Here is a 12,789-nt window from a genome sequence, read left to right on the forward strand (position 1 = left end):
CCTGTGAGTCTTTCTGGCCCTTCACGGGGCCAGAAAGACTCACAGGCGGCGCAGCCGCCTAGGGTGCGGACTTCCCGTGGCGCCAGTAGCCGGTGAAGGCGATATCGGACTTGGGCACCTTGCGGTCGTTGACCAGATGCCGTCGCAGGCCCGTCGACAGATCGCTCTCGCCCGCGACGAACGTGTACGACGGCCCCGTGGGCAGCTCCGCCTGCCGCACCGTCTCCAGGGCGAGGACCCCTGGCCGATCGTGCGGGTCGGAGCGGACCAGCCAGTGCAGGTTCACGCCCTCGGGCGTCGCCACCTGCTGGGCGTCCTCGGCGTGCGGGATCTCCACGAAGACCTCGGCGCGCAGATCGGCAGGCGCGGAGCCGAGGATGCCCATGATGGCGGGCAGCGCGCTCTCGTCGCCGACCAGCAGCTGCCACTGCGCTTCCGGGGTCGGGTTGTAGATCAGGCCCTCGTCGAGCAGCGCGACCTCGTCCCCTGGGGTCGCCGACCCGGCCCACGCCGACGCCGGCCCGGTGTCGCCGTGCGAGACGAAATCGATGTCCAGCTCGGGGATGTTCTCACCGAACACCGCCTCGTCCGCGCCGCGGAATCCGCGGACCGTGTAGTTCCGGACCACCGGACGGGTGCTCTTGGACATCGCCAGGTACTGGGCGTACCACAGGTTGCTGGTCGCGCTCGGCACCCGCAGCGTGGTCTGGCCCTGCTGCGGGATGAACATGCGGAACCACTGATCGAACCCCATGGGGGTGAAGCTGCGCAGCTCCTCGCCGCCGATGGTGACGCGGATGAAGTTGGGGCTCACCTGTTTGCTGCCGAGCACCCGGGCCCTGGTGATGTGCCGGTCCTCGGGTTTGACGAACTTGCTGCGCTTGGCCATGGTCTCGTTCCTCGCGGGGTGGTTAGCTCAGGCAATCCTAACTGACGGTGTGCCCGGACCGCCGCCCGTCGGCGGGTGGCCGTCTGACACCCTGGAACCGTGAATCCGTCCACAGCCCAGGCCACCGCCGTCGTCGACGAATTGATCCGCGGCGGGGTGCGCGACGTGGTGCTCTGCCCGGGTTCGCGCAACGCGCCGTTGGCCTTCGCGCTGCAGGCCGCGGACACGGCCGGGCGGCTGCGGCTGCACATGCGGATCGACGAGCGCACCGCCGGATTCCTCGCGGTCGGCCTGGCCATCGGTAGCGGGCACCCGGTGCCGATCGTGATGACCTCCGGCACCGCCGTGGCGAATCTCGGCCCCGCGGTGCTGGAGGCGAACTACGCCCGGGTCCCGCTCGTGGTGCTCAGCGCGAACCGCCCCTACGAACTGCTCGGGACGGGCGCCAACCAGACCATCGAGCAGCTGGGCCTGTTCGGTAGTCAGGTGCGGGCCACCATCAGCCTCGGCCTCGCCGAGGAGGGCGTCGACCAGAACAGCCAGTGGCGCTCGGCGGTCTGCCGGGTCCTGGCCGCTGCCAGGGGCGCACGGTCCGGCAACGCGGGACCGGTGCATTTCGACGTGCCGCTGCGGGAGCCGCTGGTGCCCGGCGCACATGTCCAGGGCCCGGTGCCGGAGGGCAGGCCAGACGGCGCCCCGTGGACGACCACCACGCACGCGACCCTCGACGTGCCGCTCGAACTGGACCTGACGCCGGACACCGTGGTGATCTCGGGCCACGGTTCGGGTCATCGTCCGGAGCTCGCCGGCCTGCCGACGGTCGCCGAGCCGACCGCGCCGATGCACGGCATCCCGCTGCACCCGCTGGCACTGCCCCAGCTCAAGCCCCGGCAGGCGGTGATCACCGGCAGGCCGACGCTGCACCGTCCGGTGGCAAAGCTGCTCGCCGATCCCCGGGTGTCGGTGTTCGCGCTCACCACCGGCCCGCGCTGGCCCGACGTGTCCGGGAACGTGCTGGCCACCGGCACCCGCGCCGTCGTCTCCGGCGCCCCCGACGCGGCCTGGCTCGAGCGTTGCAGGCACCTGACCGAGCATGCGGACAAGGCTGTGCGGCAACAGCTCTCGGCGCATCCGAAGCCGACCGGTCTGCACGTGGCCAAGGTGGTGATGGACGCGCTGGGCGAGGGCGACCAGCTGCTGCTCGGTGCGTCCAACCCGGTGCGGGACGCGGCCCTGGTCAGCTATCCGCGGCCGGGCGTACGGGTGTTGTCGAACCGTGGTGTCGCGGGTATCGACGGCACCGTGTCGACGGCGGTGGGCGCGGCGATGGCAGCCCCGGGGAAGGACACCCGCACCCTCGCGCTGATGGGCGATCTGACCTTCCTGCACGACGCCTCCGGCCTGCTCATCGGCACCGGGGAACCGCGGCCGCGCGACCTCACGATCGTCGTGGCCAACGACGACGGCGGCGGCATCTTCGAACTCCTCGAGCAGGGCGACCCGCAGTACGCGGGTGTCTTCGAGCGGGTGTTCGGCACCCCGCACGGGATGGACCTGTCCGCGCTCTGCGCCGCCTACCGGGTAGAGCACCATGCGGTGAACCCCGAGCAGTTGGCTGCGGCGCTGACCGAGCCGAACACCGCGGGGATCAGGGTCCTCGAGGTCGCGACCGAACGTTCCGGGCTGCGCGAACTGCACGCCGCGGTAAGGGCGCAGCTGTGACGCCGACGGTGGCGGGCCGGGTCAGGAAGGGGATCCTGGTCGTCGCGATCGGGATCTCGGTCCTTGCGGTGCTGCTGGTGGTCGCGGCCTGGCGCAACGACCTCACGATCGAGTCCGACAAGGGTGTCGCCACCGCCGAGGTGCTCTCCGCGGGCCGGTTGCGCTCGGCGATCAGCTTCGTCACCCCGGACGGTGTCACCAAGAACCCGCGGCTCGGCGTGTTGTACCCGACCGAGCTGATCGTCGGCCAGCGGATCGACGTCGAGTACGCGCGGTCCGATCCGGACCTGGTCCGAGTGTCCGGTCGCGACGTCCGGGTGGCGCTGGTCCCGGCCGGGTCGGTGATCGCGGTGACGTGGCTGATCGCCCTGCCCGCGCTGTGGCTGGTCCGGCGGCGCACGGCGGCCGAGCCGTCTCAGAGCACGGCGGCCGAGCCGCCTCATGTTGCGGCGGCCCCGCCCCACTGACCGGGTAGCCCAGGTTTCGCCGGAACTTCGCCGCCTGGACACCTCGGCCTTCCCGTCCCGGCCCGCGCGGCGCGGACACTGGGCTGGTGCGAGTAGCCATCGTCGCGGAGTCGTTCCTGCCGAACATGAACGGGGTCACCCACTCGGTGATCCGGGTGCTCGAGCACCTCAGGCGCCACGGACATCAGGCGCTGCTGGTGGCCCCCGACAGTGTCGCGGGCCGCCCGGCCGCGCCCACCTCACACGACGGGTTCCCGGTGTACCACGTGTCCGCCGTGATGATCCCGCGGGTCAGCTCCCTTCCCGTCGGCATCCCGCAGCCGGGGATCACCTCGGCGCTGCGGTCCTTCGACCCGGATGTGGTGCACTTGGCATCGCCCTTCCTGCTCGGAGCAGGCGGGTTGGCCGCGGCCAACCGGCTCGACGTGCCCGCCGTCGCGGTCTATCAGACCGATGTGGCGGGTTTCGCGCAGAGTTACGGCCTCGGACTGACCAGCAGGGCGGCGTGGCGGTGGACCCGCCGCCTGCACCGCGGGGCCGCCCGCACCCTCGCCCCGTCCACGGCCGCCGTCGAGGCGCTCGAATCGCGAGGTGTGCCACGGGTGTTCCGCTGGGGTCGCGGGTGGACACCACGCGGTTCGCGCCTTCCCGGCGCAGCACTGAGCTGCGGGCGAGCTGGTGCGACGCCGACCGGCTGGTGATCGGGTTCGTCGGACGGCTGGCCCCGGAGAAGCACGTCGAGCGGCTGGCCGTGCTGGCCGCCGACCCCGGCCTGCAGCTGGTGATCGTCGGCGACGGGCCCGAACGGGCGAGGTTGCAGCGGCTGATGCCGTCGGCGGTGTTCACCGGGCAACTCGGGGGAGACGAGCTGGCCAACGCCTACGCGAGCCTCGATCTGTTCGTGCACCCGGGCGAGCACGAGACCTTCTGCCAGGCGGTGCAGGAGGCCCTGGCCAGCGGTGTTCCGGTGATCGGTCCGGACGCAGGCGGACCACGCGATCTCGTCGCGCACTGCAGCAACGGTTATCTGCTGCCGGTCGAGCGCTTCGAGGAGCTGCTGCCCAGTGCCGTGATCGCGCTGCGGGACCGGGCCACACGCGCCCGGTTCGGAGCGTCAGCCCGGAGGTCGGTGCTGCACCGCACGTGGTCCTCGGTGTGCGGCGAACTGCTGGGCCACTACGCGGACGTGACGGGCTCGCGCGGTGTCCCGGCGCAGCGCTCGGCCTGAGCCACCCCCACGCGAACTGGGCGCGAGGCATCCGGCGCGCGCCTGTAACGTCAACGGTGTGGCAACAACACACGGGTCTCGGGCCTCACTCGAGAAGGCCCCGCACGAGGTCGCGTCCATGTTCGACGGCGTCGCGAAGCGTTACGACCTCACCAACACGATCATCTCCTTCGGGCAGGACCGCACCTGGCGCAAGGCGACCCGGGCAGCACTCGACCTGAAGCCGGGGGAGCGGGTGCTGGACCTGGCGGCGGGCACCGGGGTTTCCACCGTCGAGCTCGGGCGTTCCGGCGCCTGGGTGGTGGCCGCAGACTTCTCCAAGGGCATGCTGAAGGCCGGCGCCGACCGTCGGGTGCCGATGGTGGCGGGCGACGCGATGGCACTGCCGTTCGCGGATGCGGTATTCGACGCCGCGACCATCTCGTTCGGTCTGCGCAACGTCTCCGACTTCGAGGCAGGTCTGCGGGAGATCGCCCGGGTGACGAAGCCCGGCGGCCGGCTGGTGGTCAGTGAGTTCTCCACCCCGACGTTCGGCCCGTTCCGCACGGTCTACATGGAGTACCTGATGAAGACCCTGCCGGTGGTGGCGCGCGCGGTGAGCAGCAACCCCGACGCCTACGTGTACCTCGCGGAGTCGATTCGGGCCTGGCCAACGCAGGAGGAGTTGGCCCTCAAGATCGAGGCGGCCGGCTGGAAGAACGTGCAGTGGCGCAACCTCACCGGCGGCGTCGTGGCGTTGCACCGCGCCGAACGGTAGTCCTGCCCACGGCAACCCGCCCGTCGGAACGATCGCGGCGGGTAACGTGGAAAGCGCAGGGGACCGTGTGATGAGAGTGACGCTTCGATGCCGCCCACCGTGCAAGGCAAGGTCGGGAACCTGCCCCTCGAGCTGACCAGTTTTGTCGGCCGTCGCCACGAGGTGACCGAGGCGCGACGGCTGCTGTCCGAGTCCCGTCTGGTGACGCTCACCGGGATCGGCGGGGTCGGCAAGACCCGGCTGGCACTGCGAGTGGCCGAGGATTCCCGGCGTGCTTTCGACGACGGGGTATGGCTCGTCGAACTGGGTGAGGTGTACGACCCGACGCTGGTGCCTGCCACGGTGGCCGCTGGGCTCGGACTTCGGGATCAGCTCGCCCACCTTCCCGAGGAGGTGTTGGCGGACCACCTCGCCACTCGCCGCCTGCTGCTGGTGCTCGACAACTGTGAGCACCTGGTCGAGGCGGTCGCAGCCCTGGCGGAGTCGTTGCTGGAGGCCTGCCCCGAGGTGCGCATTCTCGCGGCGAGCCGGGAGGCCCTCGGCATCAGCGGCGAGGCTGTGTTGCGGGTGCCGCCGCTGACTGCCCCGAGCAGCGACGAGACGCCCTCGTTGCAGGGCCTTCCCAGATATGACGCGGTCGCACTGTTCGCCGAGCGGGCCGCGGCCGCGGTACCCGAGTTCACCCTCACCGAGGACAACCGGCACGCGGTCGCCGGGATCTGTCACCGGCTGGACGGCCTGCCGCTGCCGATCGAGTTGGCGGCGGTGCGACTGCGCGCGATGACGGCAGAACAGGTTCTGCAGCGGTTGACCAATCGTTTCCGGTTGCTGAACCTGGGAAGCCGTGGCGCCCCGACCCGTCAGCAGACGTTGTGGTCCAGCATCGAGTGGAGCCACGAGCTGTGCTCGGTCCGGGAACAGGACCTGTGGGCCCGGCTGTCGGTGTTCGCGGGCGGCTTCGAGCTCGACGCCGCGGAGGGGATCTGTGCGGGGGATCTGTCCTCGGACGACCTGCGCGACGTCCTGGCCTCGTTGGTCGACAAGTCGATCCTGATCCGCGAGGAGCAGGGTCCCGCGGTGCGGTACCGGCTGCTCGAGACCCTCCGCGCCTACGGGAACGAGAAGTTGCGGGAATCCGGTGACCGCGACGGGCTGCATCGCAGGCACCGGGACTGGTACGCGCGGTTGGCTCACACAGCCGAGGCCGAGTGGATCGGGCCGAATCAGGTGTCGTGGATCGGCCGTCTGGAGCGGGAGACGTCGAACCTGCGCGAGGCGCTGCAGTTCAGCCTGACCGCACCCGGCGACGCGGAGGCCGACGCCTGCCTGCGGATGGTCAATTCCCTGTACCTGTACTGGATCTGCCGCGGGCTGATCAGCGAGGGCAGGCGCTGGCTGGATCGCGCGCTGGCGCGATCGGGCGATCGACGCACGGCGGATCGGGTGCTCGCGCTGTTCGGGGGCAGCGTCATGACGGGCATGCAGCAGGAATTCGCCACCGCCGCCACCCTCGTGGAGGAGTGCGGCGTGCTCGCCGAGGAGCTGGGCGATCCGATGCTGCGGGCCGCCGCCGGGTACGCGACCGGTTTCCAGTCACTGTTCAGCGGCCATCTCAAGGGCGCGCGGCGTTCGTTCGAAGACGCACTGCAGACGAGTCGGCCGACCGGCGAACTCCAACGGGCGATCGGGTGCCTGCTCGGGTTGGCGGTCGCCAGCGGGCTGCTCGGCGACGAGGACCGGTCGGTCGCCTGCTACGAGCAGGTGTTCGCCGTCACGGCACCGCGCGGCGAGTCCTACTATCGCGCGTACGCACTGTGGGGGCTCGGCCTAGCGGCCCTGCACCAGGGCGACGTGACCCGGGCGGCCGCACAGCTGGCGCAGGCCCTGCGCCTGATTCGACGGGTCAACGACCCGATCATCGCCACGTGGTGCCTCGAGACGATGGGGTGGATCGCGGCGATCGAGGACGCGCCGGACCGGGCCGCCGTACTGCTGGGGGCCGCCAACGCGCTGGCGAAAGCGGAGGGGGGCATCACAGTCACACTGCCCAACCTGCTCAGCCACCACGCGGAGTGCAAGCAGCGGGCACGAGCGGCACTCGGCGATCGAGCCTTCGAGGAGGCGCGGCGCCGCGGCAGGGGGATGGATTTCCGCGAGTCGATCGGCTACGCGCTCGGTGAACGCCGCCCCGCCGGGCCGCCAGCGGTGGAGGAGGCGGTGAGCCTGACCCGGCGTGAGATGCAGGTCGCCGAGCTGGTCGCGCAGGGCCTCACGAACAGGGCGATCGCCGAGAAACTGGTCATCTCGCCGCGGACCGCCCAGGGACATGTCGAGCGGGTGCTGGCCAAGCTCGCGTTCACCTCGCGCACCCAGATCACCGCCTGGTATCTCGAGCGGACGCGCGAGCAGGAGCCGGACGCGCAACGGGGGCTTGATCAGAAACAGGTATGTCTCCGGGTAGTTCCGCCCTGACGGTCAACGGGCGCAAGCGGCAATGTGTGCTGGGTCATATCCGCGACCGCGAAGCCGAGGCCCTCGATGTTGCAGCACCCGACAAGCCACCCGTACGTTGTCAGCGAGGCGAGGAATACCAGCTGGAAGAACACCCTCGTCGAGGGTCGGGCGGCGACCTATGCGGTCGCGGGTGCGGGCGCTCCTGTCGTGTTCCTGCACGGGTACGCGCTGACCCCCGCGCGTACGACCGCGCACTGCTGCGGATGGCGGCTCAGGGAGTGCGGGTGTTCGCGCCCTCACTTCCCGGATTCGGCGGCACCGCGGAGCTCCCCCGGCTGAGCAAAACCTGGCCGGGTACGCGCGCTGGCTGGGCGGGTTCCTCGACTCGATCGGTATCGCGGGACCGGTGACGCTCGTCGGCCATTCGTTCGGAGGTGGGGTCGCGATCCAGTCCGCACACGATCTCGGGGCAAGGGTGTCACGGCTGGTGCTGGTCAACTCCGTGGGCGGGGCCGCATGGTCCCCCGGTGGTGGTGACGTGCGCCCGATCGGCGAGCGTCCCCTGTGGGCCTGGGGCGCTGCGGCCACCGGCGACGCCCTCGCCATTCGGCCGTCCGTCGCGGGCCTGCTGGCGATCACCGCGGACGCGGTGGGCAACGTGCTGCGCAATCCGCTCGCGATGTGGCGCCTCTCGCATCTGGCCCGAAACGCGGACCTGCGCGGCGAACTCGACGAGCTGGCGGAGCGCGGCCTTCCGGTGACGCTGCTCTGGGGCGGCGACGACACGTTCATCCCGCGCGCCAGCTTCGAATCCCTCCGCATCGCGCTCCGCAATCCCACGGTCGTCACCGTCGCGGGCAACCACGGCTGGCTGATCGACGACCCGCACGGATTCGGCACCGCGATGGCGACCGTGTTCGGCGCGGAGCAGACGCAGCCGCACACACCCGCGGCGGTGACGTTGTGACGGCCGCGGGCGGGACCCACCTGTGGGCAGGCCTGTCCGCGCGCACGCTGATGATCCGGCGCTGCGAGTGCTGTGAGCTGCTCCTCGCGCCGGTCGCGGTGACCTGCTCCTCGTGCGGGAGCGACCACCTGTCGCGGGTGCCGTCGACCGGGCTCGGGTCGATGGTGACCTGGAAGCTGGCCGACCGTGCGCGGGCCGGTGCGGACGACGACGCCCTGCCATCCATGCTGGCCGTCGTCGCGCTCGACGACGGGCCCTGGATCTGCAGCTGGATCGAGGGTGAGATCGCGGTGCGCCCCGGCCGCCCGGTCCGGGTGGAGTTCGACCACCTCGAGTCCGACGAGCGGTACCCGGTGTTCCACGGCTGCCAACACGCGCCTGCCGTGCGAGTCGCCTGACACGGCGGCCGACTTGCAGCGAAGGCCATCTGGACACGCCACTGTGCTTTGCGAATGCCAGGTGTGTCAGCACTTCCCGTCAAAGTAGGAGTAGCCGCAACTGCGCAACCGGATTTCGACCGGACATCACCCTGGCGCCTCGGCTGACGATTGTTCCATCGGGCGTCGTTGCAACCAGGCAATGGTGATTCCGGAGACCACCACTGTGGCCACCGCGACTCCGGTCGAGACCCACAGCCAGGAGTCCGAAGACAACCCGTTGTGCGAGGTCCTCAACGGTGCGTACAAGGTCCAACCGAATCGAGCCATCAACGGCACGGAGACAGCAGCCGGCGCCGCCAGGGAGATTGCGGTAGCGGCCGCGCTCGACGGCAGGCACGCCACCACCGTGAACGCGGCTGCCAACGGCAGCACCAGCACTGTGGCACCAGTGTGCAGCGTGTCCCATGGTTGTTCCTCGAACACGGCAGTCGCCGCGACAACAGCGAGCGTGGCGACACCTGCCAGGGGGTGCGGCCATCGTCGTCCACACACCGCGCCGAGCACGACCAGCACCGCAGCAATGAGCAGAGATGCCAACGAATCGGTGGACCATTCGAGACTCCGGTAGGAAGTTGCAATGACTGCCAGAGCGGCAAGCAGCACCATCCCGTTGCGGCGAGGAAGCAACAGCGAACCGACAACAAATACTGGGACTACCGCAAGCCCGAACAGCCATGTGGAGCTCATTGAGCCGACGACGCGGACGAACGACCAGTGAAGCAGCAAGCCAACCACCGGCACGGCCACACCGACCGCGAGTACGCGGACCCGCCCATCGGTCAGTGCCGGCTCCGACACACCGAAGGCGCCGCGCCGAAGCGCGATGAACAACGCGACCGCGGTCATCGCGAGCAGACCCAGCATGAACACATCGGCAGGCACGGCGGAGGCTGGCAGGTAGTCGGCATAGCGTCGAGGGGATGGCGATCGGTAGCGCTCGAGCGGCACGGCGAGGAGAACACCTGCGAGTGCGCCGGTTGCCAATGCAGTCTGGAGCACTGGACGCGCTTGTGTGTCGCACAGTCCGGCGAGTGCTCCCAAGATCAAACCGGCACCGATGGCATGGGGATAGAGCTCCCACCGTCCTGATCCGGGCAACGACGACATGACGGCCAGCAACACGAGCCCCAGCGTCGCGGTCCACGCCAGGGCGGGACGACTGCGGACGAGAACAACCGCAACAACCGCGGTGATGGCGCCGAGGGTCGCGCCGGCGGCGGCGCTGTAGATCAGCACGTCCGCTCGGCCGCTATCGGTGACGACGGCGAAGCTGCCGGACATCGTCGAGGCCAATGCGATGGTGGCAGCGAACCCACCAACCAGAAGGGACACCACTGCAGCCGAACGGTTCATGTACTGGAGCATGGCCCACCGCGTTCGGGAACCGCTGGCTTGTCCCGAGTTCGCATCCCTGGCTAGTCATCTAGCGTCGCGTTTCGCTGATCTTCGCTGCAAGTCGACAGCGTCCCCCTGCGACCCCGCTCCGGGGTAGCGTCGATTGGGCAGGGGACCGTGTGTTGAGAGTGACGGTTCGATGGCTACCGCTGTCCGGGGCAAGGTCGGGAACTTGCCGCTCGAGCTGACCAGTTTCGTCGGCCGTCGCCGCGAGGTGACCGAGACGAGACGGCTGCTGTCTGTTTCGCGCCTGGTGACGTTGACCGGGATCGGCGGGGTCGGCAAGACCAGGCTCGCGCTCCGGGTGGCCGAGGACTCGCGGCGGTCGTTCGAGGACGGGGTCTGGCTGGTCGAGCTCGGCGAGCTGCAGGAAGAGGCCCTTCTGCCCGACCTGGTGGCCGCGACGCTGGGGCTGCGGGAGCAGTCGACGAATCGCACGCAGGACTCGCTGGCGGAGTACCTCGCCGATCGACGGCTGCTGCTGGTGCTGGACAACTGTGAACACGTACTCGATGCGGCCGCGGGGCTCGCCGAAGCGTTGCTGCGGCGCTGCCCGGACCTCCGGATCCTGGCGACCAGCCGCGAGCCGTTCGGCATCGGAGCGGAGGCCTTTCTGCGGGTGCCGCCGCTGTCGGTTCCGGATCCGGATCGGCGCTCGTCCGGGCGCGGGTTGGCTGGGGGCGACGCCGTGGCGCTCTTCGCCGAACGGGCGTCCGCCGCGGTCCCGGAGTTCGGGCTCACCGAGGACAACCAGGTCGCGGTGGCCCGGATCTGCCAGCGGTTGGACGGGCTGCCGTTGCCCATCGAGTTGGCCGCGGGGCGCCTGCGGGCGATGTCTGCGGAACAGATCCTGGACCGGTTGAACGATCGCTACAGCCTGCTGACCGGGGGTAGTCGCGGCGCGCCGACGCGGCAACAGACGCTGCGCCTGTGTATCGACTGGAGCCATGAGCTGTGCACCGAGCGGGAGCGGATGCTGTGGCGGCGGATGTCGGTGTTCACCGGTGGTTTCGAGCTCGACGCGGCGGAGGGCATCTGCGCAGGGGACCTGAGCCCGGACGACCTGCTGGACGTGGTGGCCGCGCTGGTCGACAGGTCGATCCTGATCCGGGAGGAAGCGGGCGCCGTGGTGCGCTACCGGCTCCTCGAGACGCTCCGAGAGTACGGCCGTGAGAAGTTGGCGGAATCCGGTGAACACGCCTCGATGCGGCGACGGCACCGGGACTGGTACCAGCAGCTCGTGATCCGCGTGGAGGCCGAGTGGATCGGTCCGCTGCAGGTGGAATGGATGGCACGGCTGGGGCGGGAGCAACCGAACCTGCGCGAGGCGATGGAGTTCTGCCTGGCCGAGCCGGGGGAGGAGGCGGCAGGCCTCCGCATCGCCAATGCCCTCTCCCTGTTCTGGTTGTCCAGGGGCCTGCTCGGAGAGGGCAGGCACTGGCTCGATCAGTTCCTCGACCGCCAGGAGGGGCAGCCGACCGTGGAGTGGGTGTGGGGCTGTACGCGGACAGCGTGCTGGCCGGCAACCAGGGCGACATCGAGGCGGGCGCGGCGCTGGTCGAGCGGGCGCGCGAGGTCGCCGAGATCCTCGACGACGCCCGGGCTCGCGCGCTCGCCACCCTCGCCGTCGGGCAGCTCGCGGTGTGCAGCGGAGACATGCCGCTGGCCGTCTCCTCCCTGGAGGAGATCGTCGACGCTTTCCACACGGGCCGGGAGCTGGTGCTGCGGCTCGCGACGCTGCTCGGCCTCGCGCTGGCGTGCGGGCTGCTCGGGGACACACCGCGCTCGATCGCCTGCCAGGAGGCGGCCCTCGAGATCACCCAGTCTCGCGGCGAGTCGGTGTACCGGGCCTACTCGCTCTCCACCCTCGGGCTCGCGTTGTGGCAGAGCGATCCCCGGCGGGCGGCCGGGCTGCTCGAGCAGGGTCTTCGGCTCAGCCGCGTCGTGGACGATGCGCTCGGCTCCGCGATCTGTGTCGAGGCGCTGGCCTGGGTCGCCGCGGGCGATCGGCTCGCCAGGCGCGCGGCCGTGCTGTTCGGCATCGCCCACTCGCTGTGGCGGGTCGTCGGCAGCGCCGGGGTCGTCATCCCGCCCCTGCACGCGTACCACGAGGAGTCGGAGCGGCAGGTCCGCAGCGCGCTCGCCAAGCGCGCCTACGAGGCGGCCTTCGAGCAGGGCGTGAACCTGAGCTTCGATGACGGCATCGCGTACGCGCTGGACGAGCAACTCCAGGGGGTGCCGACCGAGGGCGCCGCCTCGGCCCTGACCCGACGTGAGCGACAGGTCGCCGATCTGGTCGCGCAGGGCCTGACGAACAGGGCGATCGCCGAGCAACTGGTGATCGCCCCGCGCACCGTCGAGGGCCACGTCGAGCACGTTCTCGCCAAGATGGGCTTCACCTCCCGCGCGCAGATCGCCGCGTGGGTCGTCGAGCAGGCGCAGGTCGAATCCCGACCGCTCTGACGATCGC

At 70.3% G+C, this 12,789-nt stretch carries 8 protein-coding genes and 2 pseudogenes; 8 read left to right on the plus strand and 2 right to left on the minus strand.

Annotated elements, in window-relative coordinates; translation table 11 throughout:
- Window positions 1-58: 58 nt before the first annotated feature.
- Window positions 59-889 (minus strand): siderophore-interacting protein, encoded by an 831-nt coding sequence (locus BTZ20_RS05810; RefSeq protein WP_077040722.1) that lies wholly within the window; start codon window positions 887-889, stop codon window positions 59-61.
- Between the two features lie 99 nt (window positions 890-988).
- On the opposite strand from BTZ20_RS05810, the gene menD reads away from it, so the two are divergent.
- From menD to BTZ20_RS05845, 7 genes and pseudogenes are all read left to right on the plus strand, one after another.
- The gene (menD, locus tag BTZ20_RS05815) at window positions 989-2,611 is read left to right on the plus strand and encodes a 2-succinyl-5-enolpyruvyl-6-hydroxy-3-cyclohexene-1-carboxylic-acid synthase (protein ID WP_077040723.1); all 1,623 of its coding nucleotides are present in this window, start codon (window positions 989-991) and stop codon (window positions 2,609-2,611) included.
- Window positions 2,608-3,078 carry a DUF3592 domain-containing protein gene (locus BTZ20_RS05820; protein ID WP_077040724.1) on the plus strand — a complete coding sequence of 157 codons (471 nt, stop codon included), beginning with the start codon at window positions 2,608-2,610 and terminating at the stop codon, window positions 3,076-3,078. The genes menD and BTZ20_RS05820 overlap by 4 nt, the downstream gene beginning before the upstream one ends.
- Before the next feature lie 86 nt (window positions 3,079-3,164).
- A pseudogene (locus tag BTZ20_RS05825) lies at window positions 3,165-4,306 on the plus strand (glycosyltransferase family 4 protein).
- A gap of 58 nt (window positions 4,307-4,364) precedes the next feature.
- The gene (locus BTZ20_RS05830) at window positions 4,365-5,063 is read left to right on the plus strand and encodes a demethylmenaquinone methyltransferase (protein WP_077040725.1); all 699 of its coding nucleotides are present in this window, start codon (window positions 4,365-4,367) and stop codon (window positions 5,061-5,063) included.
- A gap of 87 nt (window positions 5,064-5,150) precedes the next feature.
- The gene (locus tag BTZ20_RS05835) at window positions 5,151-7,535 is read left to right on the plus strand and encodes an ATP-binding protein (protein WP_083742538.1); all 2,385 of its coding nucleotides are present in this window, start codon (window positions 5,151-5,153) and stop codon (window positions 7,533-7,535) included.
- A 289-nt stretch (window positions 7,536-7,824) separates the two neighbouring features.
- Window positions 7,825-8,484, plus strand: a complete 660-nt coding sequence (locus tag BTZ20_RS05840; RefSeq protein WP_223263755.1) for an alpha/beta fold hydrolase — start codon at window positions 7,825-7,827, stop codon at window positions 8,482-8,484.
- Window positions 8,481-8,882, plus strand: a complete 402-nt coding sequence (locus BTZ20_RS05845) for a Zn-ribbon domain-containing OB-fold protein (RefSeq protein WP_083742539.1) — start codon at window positions 8,481-8,483, stop codon at window positions 8,880-8,882. Before BTZ20_RS05840 ends, BTZ20_RS05845 begins: the two co-directional genes overlap by 4 nt.
- A gap of 126 nt (window positions 8,883-9,008) precedes the next feature.
- On the opposite strand, the gene BTZ20_RS05850 is transcribed toward BTZ20_RS05845, so the two are convergent.
- Window positions 9,009-10,277 (minus strand): hypothetical protein, encoded by a 1,269-nt coding sequence (locus tag BTZ20_RS05850; protein WP_077043514.1) that lies wholly within the window; start codon window positions 10,275-10,277, stop codon window positions 9,009-9,011.
- A gap of 145 nt (window positions 10,278-10,422) precedes the next feature.
- Between BTZ20_RS05850 and BTZ20_RS05855 the strand changes: the two are divergent.
- Window positions 10,423-12,782, plus strand: a pseudogene (locus tag BTZ20_RS05855) (ATP-binding protein).
- Window positions 12,783-12,789: the final 7 nt, after the last annotated feature.

Source organism: Rhodococcus sp. MTM3W5.2 (assembly GCF_001984015.1).
Classification (GTDB): Bacteria; Actinomycetota; Actinomycetes; order Mycobacteriales; family Mycobacteriaceae; genus Rhodococcus_G; species Rhodococcus_G oryzae.

Coding starts and splice junctions, on each gene's coding strand:
- BTZ20_RS05810 (WP_077040722.1), bottom strand. CDS start 889: ATGGCCAAGCGCAGCAAGTTCGTCAAACCCGAGGACCGGCACATCACC.
- BTZ20_RS05835 (WP_083742538.1), top strand. CDS start 5,151: ATGCCGCCCACCGTGCAAGGCAAGGTCGGGAACCTGCCCCTCGAGCTG.
- BTZ20_RS05850 (WP_077043514.1), bottom strand. CDS start 10,277: ATGAACCGTTCGGCTGCAGTGGTGTCCCTTCTGGTTGGTGGGTTCGCT.